This is a genomic window from Treponema sp. OMZ 799, assembly GCF_024181365.1.
Taxonomy (GTDB): domain Bacteria; phylum Spirochaetota; class Spirochaetia; order Treponematales; family Treponemataceae; genus Treponema_B.
This window is the reverse complement of the sequence record NZ_CP051301.1, coordinates 563,218-579,919: the sequence shown is the minus strand read 5'-3', so window position 1 is coordinate 579,919 and position 16,702 is coordinate 563,218. Positions and strand designations below refer to the sequence as shown.

At 34.1% G+C, this 16,702-nt stretch carries 20 protein-coding genes; 4 read left to right on the top strand and 16 right to left on the bottom strand.

What is annotated here, in order from left to right; translation table 11 throughout:
- Position 1: 1 nt before the first annotated feature.
- A complete protein-coding gene (locus E4O04_RS02605; RefSeq protein WP_253709743.1) occupies positions 2 to 1,744 on the top strand; it encodes an ABC transporter ATP-binding protein in 1,743 nt (580 codons plus the stop codon).
- A gap of 107 nt (positions 1,745 to 1,851) precedes the next feature.
- Positions 1,852 to 2,940, top strand: coding sequence for an ankyrin repeat domain-containing protein (locus E4O04_RS02600; protein WP_253709740.1), 1,089 nt, complete (start codon positions 1,852 to 1,854; stop codon positions 2,938 to 2,940).
- Positions 2,941 to 3,002: 62 nt separating this feature from the next.
- On the opposite strand, the gene E4O04_RS02595 is transcribed toward E4O04_RS02600, so the two are convergent.
- Positions 3,003 to 4,436 (bottom strand): DUF6630 family protein, encoded by a 1,434-nt coding sequence (locus E4O04_RS02595; protein ID WP_253709738.1) that lies wholly within the window; start codon positions 4,434 to 4,436, stop codon positions 3,003 to 3,005.
- Between the two features lie 107 nt (positions 4,437 to 4,543).
- Between E4O04_RS02595 and E4O04_RS02590 the strand changes: the two genes are divergently transcribed.
- Positions 4,544 to 5,560, top strand: coding sequence for an IS5 family transposase (locus E4O04_RS02590; protein ID WP_253709735.1), 1,017 nt, complete (start codon positions 4,544 to 4,546; stop codon positions 5,558 to 5,560).
- A 163-nt stretch (positions 5,561 to 5,723) separates the two neighbouring features.
- Here the strand turns inward: E4O04_RS02590 and E4O04_RS02585 are convergent, their stop codons facing one another.
- The 5 genes from E4O04_RS02585 to E4O04_RS02565 all read right to left on the bottom strand — a co-directional run bounded on the left by E4O04_RS02585 (position 5,724) and on the right by E4O04_RS02565 (position 9,112).
- The gene (locus E4O04_RS02585; protein ID WP_253709732.1) at positions 5,724 to 6,701 is read right to left on the bottom strand and encodes a hypothetical protein; all 978 of its coding nucleotides are present in this window, start codon (positions 6,699 to 6,701) and stop codon (positions 5,724 to 5,726) included.
- Positions 6,702 to 7,183: 482 nt separating this feature from the next.
- Entirely contained in the window at positions 7,184 to 7,459 is a 276-nt protein-coding gene (locus E4O04_RS02580) for a hypothetical protein (RefSeq protein ID WP_253709730.1), read from the bottom strand.
- 137 nt (positions 7,460 to 7,596) lie between these two features.
- Positions 7,597 to 8,100, bottom strand: a complete 504-nt coding sequence (locus tag E4O04_RS02575; RefSeq protein ID WP_253709728.1) for a hypothetical protein — start codon at positions 8,098 to 8,100, stop codon at positions 7,597 to 7,599.
- Positions 8,101 to 8,208: 108 nt separating this feature from the next.
- Positions 8,209 to 8,808 (bottom strand): hypothetical protein, encoded by a 600-nt coding sequence (locus tag E4O04_RS02570; protein WP_253709725.1) that lies wholly within the window; start codon positions 8,806 to 8,808, stop codon positions 8,209 to 8,211.
- Position 8,809: 1 nt separating this feature from the next.
- Positions 8,810 to 9,112 (bottom strand): tetratricopeptide repeat protein, encoded by a 303-nt coding sequence (locus E4O04_RS02565; RefSeq protein ID WP_253685711.1) that lies wholly within the window; start codon positions 9,110 to 9,112, stop codon positions 8,810 to 8,812.
- A gap of 252 nt (positions 9,113 to 9,364) precedes the next feature.
- Here E4O04_RS02565 and E4O04_RS02560 point away from each other — a divergent pair, with 252 nt between their 5' ends.
- The gene (locus E4O04_RS02560; RefSeq protein WP_253709722.1) at positions 9,365 to 11,071 is read left to right on the top strand and encodes a hypothetical protein; all 1,707 of its coding nucleotides are present in this window, start codon (positions 9,365 to 9,367) and stop codon (positions 11,069 to 11,071) included.
- 204 nt (positions 11,072 to 11,275) lie between these two features.
- On the opposite strand, the gene E4O04_RS02555 is transcribed toward E4O04_RS02560, so the two are convergent.
- The 10 genes from E4O04_RS02555 to E4O04_RS02510 form a co-directional block, all read right to left on the bottom strand.
- Entirely contained in the window at positions 11,276 to 11,713 is a 438-nt protein-coding gene (locus E4O04_RS02555; RefSeq protein ID WP_253709719.1) for an Imm12 family immunity protein, read from the bottom strand.
- Between the two features lie 13 nt (positions 11,714 to 11,726).
- The gene (locus E4O04_RS02550; protein ID WP_253685717.1) at positions 11,727 to 12,056 is read right to left on the bottom strand and encodes a hypothetical protein; all 330 of its coding nucleotides are present in this window, start codon (positions 12,054 to 12,056) and stop codon (positions 11,727 to 11,729) included.
- 32 nt (positions 12,057 to 12,088) lie between these two features.
- Entirely contained in the window at positions 12,089 to 12,526 is a 438-nt protein-coding gene (locus E4O04_RS02545; protein ID WP_253692942.1) for an SMI1/KNR4 family protein, read from the bottom strand.
- Positions 12,527 to 12,529: 3 nt separating this feature from the next.
- The gene (locus E4O04_RS02540; protein WP_253692943.1) at positions 12,530 to 13,042 is read right to left on the bottom strand and encodes a hypothetical protein; all 513 of its coding nucleotides are present in this window, start codon (positions 13,040 to 13,042) and stop codon (positions 12,530 to 12,532) included.
- A 1-nt stretch (position 13,043) separates the two neighbouring features.
- Positions 13,044 to 13,637, bottom strand: coding sequence for a HEAT repeat domain-containing protein (locus tag E4O04_RS02535; RefSeq protein ID WP_253685723.1), 594 nt, complete (start codon positions 13,635 to 13,637; stop codon positions 13,044 to 13,046).
- Between the two features lie 170 nt (positions 13,638 to 13,807).
- On the bottom strand, positions 13,808 to 14,140 hold the full coding sequence (locus tag E4O04_RS02530; protein WP_253709716.1) for a hypothetical protein: 333 nt from the start codon (positions 14,138 to 14,140) through the stop codon (positions 13,808 to 13,810).
- Between the two features lie 76 nt (positions 14,141 to 14,216).
- Positions 14,217 to 14,516, bottom strand: coding sequence for a hypothetical protein (locus tag E4O04_RS02525; RefSeq protein WP_253709714.1), 300 nt, complete (start codon positions 14,514 to 14,516; stop codon positions 14,217 to 14,219).
- Positions 14,517 to 14,639: 123 nt separating this feature from the next.
- Positions 14,640 to 15,218, bottom strand: coding sequence for a hypothetical protein (locus E4O04_RS02520; protein WP_253709711.1), 579 nt, complete (start codon positions 15,216 to 15,218; stop codon positions 14,640 to 14,642).
- Positions 15,219 to 15,243: 25 nt separating this feature from the next.
- Positions 15,244 to 16,038: a hypothetical protein gene (locus E4O04_RS02515; RefSeq protein WP_253709708.1), complete on the bottom strand. Its 795-nt coding sequence runs from the start codon at positions 16,036 to 16,038 to the stop codon at positions 15,244 to 15,246.
- A gap of 55 nt (positions 16,039 to 16,093) precedes the next feature.
- A complete protein-coding gene (locus E4O04_RS02510) occupies positions 16,094 to 16,633 on the bottom strand; it encodes an SMI1/KNR4 family protein (RefSeq protein WP_253709705.1) in 540 nt (179 codons plus the stop codon).
- Positions 16,634 to 16,702: the final 69 nt, after the last annotated feature.

Here is a 16,702-nt window from a genome sequence, read left to right as displayed (position 1 = left end):
GGTGAGTGAACTGATAAAAACTTTATATGCGGTTTCAGGTTCCTATTCAAAAAAAATAACACGAATGCTCATTTTTGATGTATTCAAGGGAATATTTGAAGGGGTTGCGTTGGGGGCTGTCTTATTTTGTCTGACTAAAATTTGTGAAAAAGTCTTTATTGGACGAAGTGTTTTAATGAGAGATGTATATATCGTTTTTGCTATTGCAGTTACAAGCATGATAGGAAAGGTTGTATTCGGATACTTAGCCGATAGAAACAAATATATTGCTTCATATAACTTGGGAGCTGAAAACAGACTGTATATAGGTGATCGTTTGAAAAATGTAAACATGGGCTATTTCAGTACAAATTCGTTAGGAAATGTAGCCGGTGGCTTATCAACGGTTATAGGAGAGCTTGAAACGGTGGGGGTTCCGATTATTGAACAAATGCTTGTAGGTACGATACAAACACTTATTATGGTTGCCTTTGTCTTACCCTATGATTTTATAACAGCTGCAATTATTCTATTGACATTGATTGTTGGAATTATGGTTAATATGCTTACGCAAAAAAAGACTGACAGGTTGACCGAGAGGTTGTTAGGACTTAAGTTGGATTTAAGCTCAAAAATGCTTGAATATGTGAAAGGAATAGGAATAACAAAGGCATTTGGAAAAGATAGAAATACAGTTGAGGAATTAAATGAAAGTATTACACAAAGTCGTAAAGGTTTCTTAGCAGTAGAAAAAATCTTGGTTCCTACACAGCTCTTATTCTTGTTGGTGTTTAAAATTGGTATCTGTTTGATAATCATCACTTCCTTGACAAGATATTTTTCGGGAAGCATTGAAGTAACCAAGTCTATTATGCTGATTGTTATGAGCTTTGTTGTTTTTTCGGGTTTTGAACTGGCCGGCAGTATGCAGAGCATTAAGGGTGTTGCTGTACAAAACCTCAACAGTGTCATCCGTTTGAGAAATTTACCCGTCATCGAAGAAGGTGAAGAAACTGAAATAGATAAGGCAGAAGTCTCCATAAAAAACGTTTCGTTCTCTTATGGTGATGCAGAGCTTTTCAAGAATTTAAGTATGACTGTGCCCGAAGGGAAAACCACTGCCCTTGTCGGATTTTCAGGAAGCGGAAAAACGACACTGTGCAACCTGATGGCACGATTTTGGGATGTAAATGCCGGTGAAGTAAATATAGGGAATAAAAATATAAAGGAATACAGATACGATGAGCTTTTGTCCAATTTCAGTTTTGTGTTTCAGGATGTATACTTGTTTGATGACACTGTAAAAAACAATATCAAATTCGGAAATCCGAATGCGACGGATGAAGAGGTAATAGAAATTGCAAAAAAAGCTCAATGCCATGAGTTTATTATGAAGTTACCGCAAGGCTACAACACGATTTTGCAAGAAGGCGGTTCTAATTTATCCGGCGGAGAACGTCAAAGAATTTCCATAGCCAGAGCTATGTTAAAACACAGTAAATTTGTCATTCTTGATGAAGCAACTTCCAGTATAGATCCAGAAAACGAAAAACAATTATTGCTTGCATTAAAGAACTTATTAAAAGACAAGACAACAATCATAATTGCACATAAACTTTCTACCATAAAAAATGCAGATCAGATCGTTGTTTTAAAAGATGGAGTGATTGAACAAGTGGGAACACATAAAGAACTCCTATATAAACAAGGGATATACAAAGATTTTCTTGAAAGCAGAAAACAATCGGAAGAATGGATACTTTGAAGAATTATAAGGCGATTTATCCGCACTAAACATTGTATCGCTTACAAGTTTAAAAACAATTTTAGATACTTATAAAAAACCGGCAGATGTGATATAATTGGAAAACTATGGAAAAATATAAAATTGCGCATTTTGGAACATTTGATGTATCGGAGTTAGATTCTGAAATAATAGCTATCTACAACAATGATTTAGAAGAATTAAAAAATTTATTGGGGAAAAAAATAAATAAAATTATCCGAATTAAAAATAAGTATGGAGAAGATTTTACAGCCCTCGAAATGGCATTGTACTTAAATAAAAAGGATATTATTCATTACCTACTTGAACATAACGCATCAAATAAGGGTAAATCACACCCAAAACCTATTGAAATTGCCGTGCGCTTTTGTGAACCTGAAACGATTGCTCTCTTTGAAAAGGATTTAGAAAGTTTAACCGATGAGAAAAAAGCCAAACTTTTTCAAGAAATATTTTGGGGAGAAAATAAAACAGCCAATATTGATGCTTTGGAAAAAATGGGAGTGACCATTGCCGAATATGGAGGCTTATTGTTAAGGCTTTTGGCTTCCGAAAATAATTTAGAAAAGGTTCAGATGTTTTTAGAAAAAGGTGCCGATATAAATTATCATAAACCGGACATGATTTTTCCTTATGCAAGCACACCGGTTTTAGAAGCTGCAAGAGGGAATCATTTTAAAATGGTTCAGTTTTTGGTTGAAAAAGGAGCAGATATTACTATCAAAGATAAATACGGAGATAGACCTTATTCCGTTGCTGTTCAGAATGGTAACGATGAAATGATTGAATTTTTGACCAGGCATGAACCTAGCGAATTTCACATTCTTGAGAATAAGAATATTGCTCTTAAGAGTTATAAGTTACCTAAAAAAATGATTGATTTTCTTCAAGGTGATAATCTTGTAATCAATATGCCTCATTCCGAATATTCGAAATTTATTCGTTTTTATTCTTATGGGGATACGATTGAGATGACATGGAAAAATAAAAAAGTACTTTCACTTGCAGCAAAAATAGATAATTACGATCTGCTTCTTGTTTGGTATCCTGCTAAAAAAATGATTTACGTAATCGACTATGAACACGAAACATTCACACCGCTTGCAACATGGGAAGAGTTTTATTTGAATACGGAAAAATATATTTCCGCTTATTTGAATGGAGAGTGTGAGTAAGTTTTTATAAATATTACTTATAGATGAAAAATTGACAAATTAGAAGTGGTTAGCTGATTCTTTTATTTACGCAACAAGTTCAACATATTATCGACTTTTAGTATGCTGTTACTAACATTAATCAAAGTATAGCCGTCAGGATGCTCGATAATATCTCTCACTGCGAATTTGCCGAGATTGCCGAACTTCATCTTAAGCTTTTCGCCTGTTTTGAAATTCCAAAACTGAGCAAGGTCATAGTTTTTGTCGGCAACTCCTATTACGGCGAGCCATTCGTCATTCAGTTTGCTGATATAGTTATATACTTTCGGATTCATTTTTTCCAATTCAAAAGTGCGCAATAGCTTACCTGTCGTGATATCAATTTCTTTAATAAATCCTCTATGAATATACACAAACTTATTCTTTTCGAAAGAAGCTGCTCCGCAGTTGATAGGTTCGTCCAGCTCAAATAGCGGTTTAAGTTCAGGGATTCTCTCCGTTTTTTCGGAAAGCGAACCGTTGCTTTTTTTCTCTTTATATTCAAGAGAAAGGAAATATCCGTTTGCAAAGACATAGCGCTTTCCGTCAGACATTTCAATTAATTCCGGATAGAACTCATCGCGTGCAGGCTGTTCCTTTTTTGGTGTTTCCCAAATTTTGCGGCATTCTCTTCCGCCGTGAGCAGCATCTTGAATTATCCACGCCTTATTTTCATAAAGTATAACTACATCATCATCTATCCAAACAGGAACGGAAAGCTCATCTAAATAATCCTCGCACTTAACATCTTCCCAGTTATCCATATCGAAAGGATCAGCAGTTATTTTAATCGTTCCCCAATATTTCCCATTTCTATTTTCATCTACACTGACATTTCTAAACCCGGCACAATAAAGTTTATGCTCAGAAGAATAATCATAATAATGTATTCCGGCAGGCATATATGTCAGTGCTATATTTTTCTCTTTAGGAGGGAAAGTTTGCAAGTCTAAAAACACATAATTTCCGCCGATATAGATGGATTCAGCCATATTATCTATATCTCTTATCCAGCCGCCTTCTGCTACGGAAAATGGGTAGGTGAATGTCTTCACATCTTCCACGCGATAGAGTTCATACGGCAAACGATTTGCCAATTTTAGAAGCCGTGCAGGCTCACCCCATTTCTTCCGCGATTGCTTATATTGAGTCAATCTCATTTTTTTGGTTTTTGCATCTTTTTCAAATATTGCACTATTATCCTTGCGGCAAATATAAAGACAAATGCGGTCACTGTCCTCATATATTTCATACAAAACTAAATCGTAACGACTTAACTCCTGCCCAATAGCCGGAAGAAACTCTTCAGCATCTTCTACAGAATAGTTTTCTATCAGTTTAATAAAATCTTCGTTTTCAAATATACTTTTATAATCAGGAAAATGCATAGTTAATTGATAAACGGCTTCATCTATCTCTTCTTTCCAATCAATAAAAGCGCAATGATGTTCAATAAATGTTTCTGCATGTGCCATTTATTTTCTCCTTTATTTATTTTTTAAATGCTCCCGCTTCATTATATACACAAGGGCACCTCTAAAAACCCCCTTTAAAAAAGATTAAAAAGATGATAAAATGAGATATGAAACAAAAAGGATTATTTGATGAAGAAGATCGTTTAAGAGTATTAAGCAAGTTAGGAGATAGTCTTGAAAAATTAAACGAAAAAATAAATTGGGAAATATTCAAACCACTATTAAAAAAAGCATTAACCAAAGAGCCAAAAGGTTTAGGCGGAAGACCTGCATACGATTATGTACTGATGTTTAAAATAATAATCTTACAAAAATTATACAACATAAGTGATGATCAAACGGAATATCAAATAAACGATCGGCTATCCTTTATGAGATTTTTAGGATTGGAATTAAAAGATAAAGTACCCGATGCAAAAACAATATGGCTTTTTAAAGAAAAACTCATTGAAGCGAGAGTATCAAAAAAGTTATTTGAAAAGTTTGGAAAAGAATTAGCTAGAAATAACTTAATAGGAAAAGAGGGAACGATAATAGATGCGACAATAGTAGAAGCTCCGATACAGCATAACAGCAAAGATGAAAATGAACAAATCAAAAACGGAAAAATCCCTGAACAATGGCAAGAAGCAAAAAATAAGGCAAAATTATCGCAAAAAGACTGTGATGCGAGGTGGACAAAGAAGCATAAACGTAATTATTACGGTTATAAAGATCATATAAAAATAGATAAAAAAAGTAAGCTTATATTGAAAGCGACGGTAACAGCAGCCAATGTTCATGATAGTAGAGAGTTAAAAAATTTGATTGAAAGGGAAGATGAAAGATTATACGCAGATAGTGCCTATATAGGAGAAGAAATAGACAGGATTTTAAAAGCGAAAGGAATAGAAGGACAAATTTGTGAAAGAGGAGCAAGAGGGAAACCTCTTAGTAAAAAACAAAAAATCGGTAACAGAAAAAAATCAAAAATACGGGCGAGAGTCGAACATGTATTTGGCTTTATGACAAACTCAATGAAAGGTATATATGTAAGAACGATAGGATTAGCTCGTGCAACATTTTCGATAATAATGATGAACTTAACATACAACTTATGTCGATATTGCTATCTAAAGAAATAAAATGAGGGAGCATATAGGTAATAAAATGAAAAGTAAGGGAACTAAGATAAAGAATCCAAGTTTTACACTAGACAATTTATAAAAAAGCTACTAAAATAATAAATAGGTACACTAAAAAATAGGTTTTTAGAGGTGCCCACAAATAAAACCATTAGTCCATCTTTTATAAGTTAGCGCAATTACACAAGGCAATTTCTTTCAAGCCTCTATCGTAAAGTGAGGTAAGGCAAAATTCGCCTAAGATGTTTTCGAGTTTGTGTTTTGACATTCCTCTTGGGAAGGTAATGTCGGAATATTCATGTGTACTGAGTGAAAAAACTTTTTGCTTGCCTTTCCAATCATCGGTTTTAAAAAGAGGAGTCATTATCACATATTGAGAATCAGTAAAGCATCCGTTGATGCCGCCTTTTTTACCGTCTTTTTTTAAGTCATCTGATTCGATAAGTTTTTTGATTATTTTCCCATCTTCGGAAATTCTTGCAAGGGCATAATAATTCATTCCCCACTTATTAACCGATGTTTGGCTGTCGCCGGGAATAAAGGCATAGATTTCTTTATCAGATATTTTAATGCTGTCTATTTTGGGTGCATCGCCGCGGCTGTCTTCTTGATGTGTAAATGCTTTTTTTTCTATTGTAGAAAAACATTTCCATTCGGCAGATTTTGCAGCAACATCAAATTCCAAAAGAGCGAAACACCTTGCGTCCCCGCAATAAAATTCGTTTTCAAAGCAAACAGGAATTGTCTCGCTGTCGGATATATTTTGAAAATACCTCAGTTGGGCTTTTTCCGGCACAATGCTTCCTCTTAGCTGTGATTTATTTTTTATCGGAATTATTTCAGGCAACGAATGAATACCGGAGTAATACCGCAGCTCTTTTGCCGAAATGATAAGTCCGAAACTTGCACCATATCGAAAAAGCACAGGATAATCTCTGCTTGATGTTTGTTCATGTTCAATCGGAATCTTTTTTATTCCATCGGAAGAAAGCACAAGGAGGTAATATTTATCCCAATCGCTCTTCAGCCCTGTAGTTAGAATTACCGCAGTTCCGTCCGGCAACAAAACAGAGCCGTGTACAAACGAAAACTCACTATCCAATTCCCATTTTTTCAATAAACTTAATTTTAGGTTGTTCATTGTTTTATCTCCTTTTGTTTAATTATAATTCCCGATTAATTATAGGGCACCTCTAAAAACCTATTTTTTAGTGTACCTATTTATTATTTTAGTAGCTTTTTTATAAATTGTCTAGTGTAAAACTTGGATTCTTTATCTTAGTTCAACATTTTCATTATCATATTTTGCAACCTCAAGGACATCAAGCAATATGTCATAAGCTTGTCCTAAAAATGTTACAGCATTTGTATAAAGATTAAATTAGGCGAAAGCCGCATCCTATTTAATACCTAAATCTAACATTACTTTTTGATAATTTATATCTTCAATTTCATCGTACAACCTTGTTTCTATCAAATAATTTTTAACTTTTTCTGACAACATAATTATCTACTTATTGTTTAATTATTTTACTTTTTGCTTTCGCTGTGTAACCTTTTTACTGCAAGGGTCGCTGTGAAATAAGATGTTAGGCATTTGTGTTCTCGGTTTATTTCCTACGATTAAAATTTGCAGGCAAGGGTTTGATGATTTACTTCATCGGTATATTCCGCTTTCCAGTAATGTACGTCATTGACTTCGGTATATGTTATTCCGGGTATGTTTTTTTGTACGGGAGTCAAAAAAGGTTTTTCAAGGAATACAAACAAATGAGACGATTCGGTTTTAGAAAATCCGCCTGTTGCCGTTTCTGCAATGGTATTGCCTGCATGTAATTCCAATTGCAATATTTTTTTTAAATCATCACTTAATAACATTATATGAGCCTTATTTACCATAGGTTCTCCTTTTCAGTTTGTAATTCTTCATTAAGCATTCACAACCCATTCTTTTTATTCTTCCGGTAAAGCATCGGAAAAAACTTCTCTAATAGTTCATCATACTAATTTCCTTATATTTTTATGTCATTCCAAAATTATGTCCGGTTAAATTTTTGAAATACATTGTTTTGTTTGCGGTCTATATACAAGGCGATTTCATCTTCGCCATTGGTTTTATAATTGTACCCGCAAACCTTTCCTACCAGTTCATTGCTGCGTGTAGTTGTCTTTGTCTTACTTAAAGAAATAATCGGTTTTCTTTCCTCGTCGTTCAAACCATGTGTATAGGCCGAACCTTGAATAAATTTTCCTGTTTCAAAATATTTATCGCGAGTAACCCAATAGTTTATTAATTGATCTGCGTATAATTTATAATCGGCTGATATCTTTTCCCATCTTTGAAGTATGTCAATATATTCAGGATTAAAACGCGTATCATCAAAAAAATATTTTTCTCCATTCCAATCGAATTTTATAAATTCCATTCCAAAAGAAATATTGTCGAAAATCATAAAATCATCAACCCCTCCATTTCCCCAGACAGATATAAAATGTACCTTACCCGCACCTTTATCCATATCCTGCAAATCAACACTCATTAGCGGAAAAAAAGCGTTTTATAAATAGGGTGTGCTTTTTCAAAAACTTCATCAATACTTGGGAATAATTTCATCATATCCTCCTTATTTATGTATTATCTTTGATTATTAATTTTTTTCTTCGACCCGTGAAGAAAGTATTTTTGCACTTTCTGCAAATTTTGTATCTTTTAATTTGGCAAATTCTTCACGATAAGTTGTTAATACTTCAAAAGAATAATAATAAAAACTATAAAATAGATTACCGGGGAAAACATTTTCTTCCTCGTACCGGAGTAAATCATCTTCTTCATTATAAATTTCAGACCATAGATATTCTTCTTTTAACATATCTTCAAAAAGAGGCAAGGGTTCAGGATGTTCCAGTACTTCTCCATCGCAACAGCATTCAGCTATTACATCAAAAATTTCGAGAAGCCTCTCCACTATATAATCTGCATTTATGTTTGCTTCAGTTTGATTTAATGCTTTAATAAAAATTCTTCCAAGAAATACAAGAGCAAACGGAGTTGCATACCATAGAGTACTTTGATGTTCAATGTTTATTGAAATTTCATCTAATGCTTTTTCTATTTTATCCGATTCCTGCATATTATCCAATACTTCAAAATATTGAGGAAACAGAGTTGCTCTTGCATAAGTTGTAGGAAGACGATTCCAAGGAACATCATCTATTTTTAAGTTGTGAATATAAGAATTATTTTTCATATTACAGATTATATTTTTCAATTAACTCCATCAACACATAGGCAGTGTCAATTTCTTCTGAAAGTAAATCGTCAAACTCTTCTTCAAGTTCATCCTGCATATCGCAAATCCATGATAAAAATTCTTTTGCTTTTTCATAGTTTTGATGAATAAAATAATATTCACCCAAAATACATTTTGCAGATACCACACTGGCAAGATCATCATCCATTTCGATAACCTTATTCAAAGTTTCCAAGGCTTCATCATACAATTTTTTGTTTAGTTGAAGCAATCCTTTTTTTAGATATAACTCTCCGTTCATAGTGCATCTCCTTTTTATACACAAAAGTATATCATATTTTTTATATTTTGTAAATTCCAGGACTTAAATGAATAGAATAATCTTAAAAAAGGTTTTCCTGATCTAGAGAACCAGGATGTATACATAACCATTGGAGAAATTATTAATGCTAATGATGGTATGAATTCTTTGTTTACATGTCGCAACACTTTATACGCCCGTACAAATCCTCAGGTACTTTTATAAAAAACCGTGCTGTAGTATAATGGAAATATGGATAATCAAAAAATCACAGAACTTAGCCCCAAGGCTTTTCAAATGTTCATCGACTACGCCCATGTGCTGACATTGCTGTACGGCATTTGTACGATGGAGATTTTTATGGAAATTTATAACCGCGATGCCTCCCCGAAAAACAGGATAGAGGATAAAAAGAGATTCCGCTCTCTTATGCAAAAAGCGGCACGCGAAGATAAAAGATTTTATTATAGAAGATCTATGATTGTAAGTGATGGCATTGATTTTGATATCCAGGCTGAAGATTTATTTGCGGACAGAATTCATCTTAAGCCCTATATTCCCTCAAAAAAAGAAATCGCGGAAAGATCAAAAAATATTGACTACGATGAAAATATACCTGAAATAAACGGCTTTCTGGCTTGCCTTGAAAAATACACGGATACCCCTTTGGATGCTTTTGGAGCCGTAGCGAATTTAATTCCCTATATTAAACTGGACTACCCTGCGGATCAGATTATTGAAATTCTAAACAAAGACAGCGGCATTATTTTTGAAAACATAGATGAGGCAAACGAATTTTTTACATTTTATACGGCTTTTCATAATGCCTGTCACTTGTGGACTAACTGGGGACATAGCCCGAATGAGTTATCTGAAAAACAACGGGGAAAGGAAAAAACGGATGTTTTTACCCCCGAATTTTTGGAGGCGGAAAAAGAACACCGCACACACCGCCGTCATATAGAGTTGCCGGCTCGTTGTTCCGTTCCTTCTCCCGAAGAAATTGCACATAAAAGAAATGAATTGGATATCTATACGGGCGATAGGGGGAAGCGCCCGCCGAAATGGCATATAACGGGGAATACAGTAATAAAACGTATCAAACCTATGATGCAAAAATTCGGTAAAATATTTAATGAATTACCAGAATCCGAACATATGATCGGCCGACTGTCGGATCAATGGCTTGCAAGCGTATATCACAGTAAGGTAATTCAAAGCATCAATGCGGGAGAATTTTCCGGCAAAGAATGGAATTATCATGTATTCGAGCCGGTGGAAAAAATCGGGGACGATATTTTTACCTGTCTTGATACAGAAGGAGACCCGTTTATACTTTATTCTCCGGCTGTCGGCAGATGTATGGAAGACGGAGCTATCAGTTGTGTAACCGTTCTGATTGATGCAGGCGGTTACTTTTTTGCCTACGGTCCGGTGCTGTTCTGGGCAGGTCTTACAGTTCGCGATATTCACACGCTTTCAAAACATACGGCCCCGGACTTATATAAACAGAAGGGGTTTTCTGCCGTTATGCACTTTAACCCTTGCCCGCTTTGGGCTGCAATGGCATACAGCGGAATGCCTCCCGTTTACCGCCGCGGACAACTCATAGAAACCTATACCGTTCAAGGCAAATTGCGTGATAACTGCACAGGGAATCTTAAAAATTCACTTAAAGATTATACCTATGCGAAAAAAAGTATATACGAACGGTGGGTAGAAACGATCGAAGATGCACTGTCAAGGAATCAGGTATATCTTAATTCAAAAACAGGGGAGGCCTTACTTGTATCCTGTTCGCAGGAAAAACTGGATGCCATTAAAAAACTGCTTTCCGGCTGCATTGATATAGTTCAGAATACCGAACAGGGAGCTTCCTTATTGACGAATTTAGCGGTAAAACAGATTTTAAAAAAAACTTTGTTGTTTGAAAAGCTGGAAAGGCATTTTGAAAACTGAAGGTTTACTCTTTTGCGATAATCTTTATTACATTTTTTAAAAACGCTATTGCCGTACACTGCTGTGTTCCAAGGGCATTGTAAATGAGGTCTTCCGAAAGAACTCAGCGCGGTATTCCTTTTGTTCTCATACTAATATCGTTGCTTTGAGCTTGCAGTAATGCTTCATCTAATGCTTCTTTTGAATATTTTATCATATTCTTTTTTATACCTCCACTAAACTTTTAAGAACAATTTCTTTAAATAGTTTGCAGTCAAAATTGCAGCCGTCTGCTTTAAGTTTTTTTTCGATCAGTTCACCTGAGTTTATCAATAAATTTTCCATAATCAAAATAAATTTCTTTTTTATCGGAAGAAGGGGTTCTAAAGTCCAATAATTTTTATCAATACAAAACTCTGCCGTATATTCTTTTTTTGTACGGAAATACCGGTTTACGCTAATGCCGGTTTTTTCACAATAAGAGGAAACATCTCCGCCGATATACACACTGATTTTTATCTTATTAAGACCTTCAAAAGAAGATTTTTCAAAATGTTCTTTTAAAGATTTTCTTATCTTTATTATCAATGAATGAATGATTTTTGCTCCGTCAACCTCAGCCGTAATTTCTCCGCCGATTGCAGCACTCAAAAAAAATTCCATATATTGCTCGATATCATTTTCTTTTATTTTTAAGTTTAAACACCACAGCAATAATCAAGACGCATACCCAAAGGCTCACTTCGGTTATACCTATCGTGATTAAGGCGCCTTTAACCTCAGCACCGCCGCTGCCCTTGCCGTAAACTAAATACCACCACAGTGCGGAAACGGCAATCGAAACGGACAAAACTATTGCAGAGGCAATTCTGCCTTTTTTTGTCATCAGTCCGTTAGGGTTTTCTTTCGTTGCAAATTTCTTTGTGCCTATTGTTACCAATAAAAACAATCCTAATAAAAAAGGAGTTGCTAAGACCGCCATTTCAGGCGTTATTCCTATTCCCATATTTTCCCACCTCGTTTTTATTTTATCATTTTTTACCACTCTTCAAAATTTTGTTCAATGAGACGCTCAAATGAACAGGCAATAACCCGCTTTTTTTCTATGTCGAGATCAAATAAAACAACGCTTCCGTCAGCTTCAATCGCTATCGGATTCCCCGAACCGTCATCTGCAATCACAAGACTTGTATTTATTTCAGGGAACAGTTTTATATCATTAAATAATTTCCGGGCATAACGGGTTAATTCAATAATTGTTTCTTTGCCTATGGATTCTCCATTTTCAAAAGCGTGTATCGTCAAACCCGCATAAGCTCCTCCGAAAAGTTTTATAAATTCCTTATAGTCCTCATCGAGCTTTATATTAAGTTCTTGTTCGGCAGCGGTAATTTGCTCAATATCGGCAGGCTTTCCCCTTAGTGAAGGGTGTCTATCGAAAAATATTTGCAGCCGTTTTATCAATTTTTGTTTCATACCTTACTCCATAGACAATTCAAGATAATACTTTGCGAGCACTTTGAAAACACTGTCAAAAAAATAAAGAGAAAGAACAACAATTATAGGAATGATGATAAGCTCAATGTAATATAGTTTAACCGACATTGTATTTTGTTGAAAAATTTTTATTTTTCTTGTGAGCCGGCCAATAGCTAAAAAAAGGTTTGTTATTATAAATGCTATTAAAAATCTATACCCTTCGATAACAACATCAAAAGAAAATCTAAGAGCTTTGGCACCAGGCCATTTGCTTGGAAAATAGTACCCGATGATATACACCGCAATATTCAGCGTGATGTAGTTCAAAAAAGTTTTAAAATATCTATTTTCAATTTTGGGAAATAAATCCGGAAGTCCGCCCCAAAGGGGGGCCGAATCATTATATCTTCTTTGTTTTATCAACATGAAAAACCGCGTAATCAGCAGTATATCGGCTGTAAAAACTAAGAGAGTAAAAATTACCATTACTGTTGTAGTTAAAATTTTATTCATATCAATTTCTAAAGATATGCGGAAAATTCGCTGTAAAAACTTCCTGTTCTTTGGGAGAAAGATTCTCGAAGTCTTTATTTATTCTTGCAAATATCTTTTTTGCAAGTTCATTTTCCGGGGCATATCTTGCAAGATACTCAACTATTAAAGAACCCGCTTCAGGTTTATTTTTTGAGCTTTTGATTGTTTTAAAACCGTACTCAGCTGCATAAGGAACAGCCTTGCCGTCCGGTTTGTGATTGAAGGCAACAACTGCGTACCACTTTGCTTTGAAATCTTGATTTAACAAGAGGCTCGCCAAATATTTATTTTCAGTCCCCTCGGCTAAGTAAGCGATAGTTAAAACACATGCACCCTGCACATCTAAGTTTTTATAAGCGGCAACTTCTTTTAAATATTGAATTGCCTTCTGCGTTCCTAGCATACGCAGAGCTAAAACAGCCCAATAAATTTCGTATTTATTACGCTTCATTTTAAGGCAATTAATCATAGTCTCTTCGGTGAAAGGCATTTTTTCATTATGAAAATATTCCGAAATTGCACCCGTTTCATCTATTTCGTCTAATGTCCAATTTGGAAAAAGCGTTGTCTTCATTTATTTTTTCCTCCTCTCAATTTTATATGATACGGCTAATGAAATATTGTGCAGCTCACATCTGCTTTGCTTTTCTGTATCAGGCCATTGGATCGGTCCTTGAAAATATTTACATCCTGCACAGCTAAGCCCGATGCTATCCCAGCGCGAAGAATATGAAAATATATCTTTTATTTTTGACATAATTTTTCTATTTCATCTTGCAATTTTTGATCCCATTCAAATTCCATATTGAATGAACCGTCAGCGTTTAAATAAAAAACAGCTTTATTCCATTTAGCTTTTCCGCCTTCTGTCATTATTTTGTGCAAATCTTTTATGTCTCTCATATTTTTAAAACTGTCAACTAAGGCTATGTTGCCGGCTGTGCCGTCCGGTTTTTTATATTGCAAAAAGCATTTTACCGCCCCTATATATTCAATCTGCAAAACAGCATTAACCCATTTTTCTTTAATTGAATCCGAAATTCGTTGTCCAATCCTCTTATAGATTTCATTTATCATATCAAGACCTCTTTTTTAATTATATCATAGTATTTGATTTTTGATAAGTTTATTTAAAAATAAATTTTCCCATTAATCAGAGGGGAGTTCTTAATAGAACCTCTCGTAATCTATTAGTTAATTCTTCAGATGCTAGACACTCTATCGGCATTAGATTATCTAAAGCAGGGATTCTTCTTTCAATCCAATTAATGCTATCATTGTAGAATAGATAGTAAGCAACATAAGCTATGTCATTATGCTTTTTCAATTTTCTTTTTAATTTAGCTAAAAAAGATTTGTCTGTATTAAATGCGGCGGAAGCTATTTCGTGTTTAGCTATTTTTACGAAATAATTCCAAACATCATCGCCGGAGTAGTACTGTTCTAAATTCATGACTTTATACCCAAATCTTCTTTTGAAAACCAAACATTACCGCATTCTCCGCAGCCTCAAAACTTTTCATCTTCGGTATCAATATAAGTTACAATTCCTTCCTGACAAATCGGAGCCACTGAACTATCCAAAAAAGAATGATAGAAAATCTTCAACTTGCTTTGTGCTTAAGCATTTCGAGAGAATGCCTTCCGTATCATCGATAAAATTTTCTAAGGGATCTTCCTCATCATCGCTTGTGTTAAATTTATATTTTTCTTCTTCCAGTTTCATACATTCAGATAAAAGAAAAAAGAAATCGGCAAGTGAAGAGCTTAAATGGAAGAACTGTCTTTTATTGATAGAACCATACACTCCTCCATTTTTCTTGTCAAAGTAAACAGCATCATCATTTCTATTTGCAAATACAACCCAATCTTTATTCCACTTTGTATCATCGTTTTGCCGCTGTCCTTCTTTATTAAGAATTATGTACCAGCCTTCCTGAGCTCTATCAAGTTTTATCTTAGGTTGAATGGTAAGAAAGAATTCTCCTCCGATTATTAACACATTATCGAAAGACATCAAAGAGTAAAGCTCCTCCAAGTCATCTGTGCATTCGGTATTTTTCACGGCATCATCAATGACGGAAAAATTTCCCAGATCGGTTTTATTTCTGCCGAACACATTATTAAATTTTGTTAGTGCTTCTTTTAATTTCATAATATATATCCTTTTTTTAATTATATCACAGTTTTCGTTCTTTGATAAGCTTATCCAAATATAATTTATCTACACTGAGCCATTCAATGCTTGTTTTGCCATTTTTATAATTGCGATATTGGAAGATCATTTCATCCCTTGTTTGAAATAATGCATTCACGCCACAGCTATTTTTTAATTCATCTATCGTATAATCGATGATAAGTTCATCAATTAGTTCAAGTTTGGATAAATCAAAAGCATAGCATTTTCCTTCAGTTGTACAAAATATTCCGAAACTATCATTGATTTTTTGGATATTGGATAATGAATCTTCTTCAAACAGAGAATATGTTTTCTCGAGGATTGGGGCAAAATCGGAGGATGAAATTTTAATAAAGTTTGAGCTGTAAAAATCTGCAAACAAAGCATACTTATCGAAGCTAAACATATAGGATAAATTCTCCGGGAACTTATATATTACCTTCAGCTCATTATTGTTTAATTCTATGCAATAATCTTGAGAACCGTCCTGTCCTGCTGTAAAAGATATTATTATACGATTTTCTTCATTTAAGCCTGCAAAAGCTATTTCAGAATCACTAAATTCATCTTCTAATTTTATAGAAGTAATCTTATTTAAAGTTTCATTGAATACCATTATGCGTATGCAATTTTCGTCTATTCTCTTTGCCGCCCAAGTGATCTTACTTGTATGAGGTGACTGATAGATGACATCAGTTTGGATATTTAATTTTTTTTCAATCTCGGGATCAGATTTTCTATTGAGGTCTTCTAAAAAATAACCTTTGCTCTTATTATAGTATTTAATATAAATCATAGTTTAATATTTTATCTCCGTCTGATTTAGAAAAAGTGAAAAACTATTCATAATATCAACCTATTTCAAGAACTTGAAAAGTATTAGGCAATGGATTTTCAGAAAAAGGTAGTATCTCTTTATATTTATTTTTGGATACTACTTTTTCAAAAAAGTCATATAAATCGTTCGCCGCTTTCAAAAAGCCGGTTCCTCTAAAATCAGTGATATAAATGTTCATCTCATCTTTTAACTCGTTACTTGTAATATCCCAAAACAAATAATGTCCATTTTCGCTCATTCCAAATGGAAATAGATTCTTTAAATCTTGATATTTTAAATCCGGTTCCATATCGAACCATAATTTTTCTTCATTATCCAAAACATCTTGATATGTCGAAATAATTTCTTTACTTCTCAAAAAAATTGAATCCGGATTATTAACCATTGGAATATAAATTATAAAAAGCCCGGATGATAATCCATAACCATATCTTTCAACAAAAGAAACATAAGAAGAAGGAAATTTCCTTCCATTTTTAAAGGTAAAACTTTTAAGAGCAGATAGATCTCCATTTGTAATTATGTTGCTATTTTTTATTAAACTGAAGTCCATATTATTCCTTATATCTGTATCTATTATACGCTAATTCGGTTTTGCTATCAAGGTGTTGTCCTTGGCAAA

Coding starts and splice junctions, on each gene's coding strand:
- E4O04_RS02515 (WP_253709708.1), bottom strand. CDS start 16,038: ATGATTTATATTAAATACTATAATAAGAGCAAAGGTTATTTTTTAGAA.
- E4O04_RS02565 (WP_253685711.1), bottom strand. CDS start 9,112: ATGAACGGAGAGTTATATCTAAAAAAAGGATTGCTTCAACTAAACAAA.
- E4O04_RS02560 (WP_253709722.1), top strand. CDS start 9,365: ATGGATAATCAAAAAATCACAGAACTTAGCCCCAAGGCTTTTCAAATG.
- E4O04_RS02530 (WP_253709716.1), bottom strand. CDS start 14,140: ATGATAAATGAAATCTATAAGAGGATTGGACAACGAATTTCGGATTCA.
- E4O04_RS02580 (WP_253709730.1), bottom strand. CDS start 7,459: ATGGTAAATAAGGCTCATATAATGTTATTAAGTGATGATTTAAAAAAA.
- E4O04_RS02540 (WP_253692943.1), bottom strand. CDS start 13,042: ATGAATAAAATTTTAACTACAACAGTAATGGTAATTTTTACTCTCTTA.
- E4O04_RS02555 (WP_253709719.1), bottom strand. CDS start 11,713: ATGGAATTTTTTTTGAGTGCTGCAATCGGCGGAGAAATTACGGCTGAG.
- E4O04_RS02535 (WP_253685723.1), bottom strand. CDS start 13,637: ATGAAGACAACGCTTTTTCCAAATTGGACATTAGACGAAATAGATGAA.
- E4O04_RS02520 (WP_253709711.1), bottom strand. CDS start 15,218: ATGAAATTAAAAGAAGCACTAACAAAATTTAATAATGTGTTCGGCAGA.
- E4O04_RS02510 (WP_253709705.1), bottom strand. CDS start 16,633: ATGGACTTCAGTTTAATAAAAAATAGCAACATAATTACAAATGGAGAT.
- E4O04_RS02585 (WP_253709732.1), bottom strand. CDS start 6,701: ATGAACAACCTAAAATTAAGTTTATTGAAAAAATGGGAATTGGATAGT.
- E4O04_RS02570 (WP_253709725.1), bottom strand. CDS start 8,808: ATGAAAAATAATTCTTATATTCACAACTTAAAAATAGATGATGTTCCT.
- E4O04_RS02590 (WP_253709735.1), top strand. CDS start 4,544: ATGAAACAAAAAGGATTATTTGATGAAGAAGATCGTTTAAGAGTATTA.
- E4O04_RS02600 (WP_253709740.1), top strand. CDS start 1,852: ATGGAAAAATATAAAATTGCGCATTTTGGAACATTTGATGTATCGGAG.
- E4O04_RS02550 (WP_253685717.1), bottom strand. CDS start 12,056: ATGGGAATAGGAATAACGCCTGAAATGGCGGTCTTAGCAACTCCTTTT.
- E4O04_RS02575 (WP_253709728.1), bottom strand. CDS start 8,100: ATGAGTGTTGATTTGCAGGATATGGATAAAGGTGCGGGTAAGGTACAT.
- E4O04_RS02595 (WP_253709738.1), bottom strand. CDS start 4,436: ATGGCACATGCAGAAACATTTATTGAACATCATTGCGCTTTTATTGAT.
- E4O04_RS02525 (WP_253709714.1), bottom strand. CDS start 14,516: ATGAATTTAGAACAGTACTACTCCGGCGATGATGTTTGGAATTATTTC.
- E4O04_RS02545 (WP_253692942.1), bottom strand. CDS start 12,526: ATGAAACAAAAATTGATAAAACGGCTGCAAATATTTTTCGATAGACAC.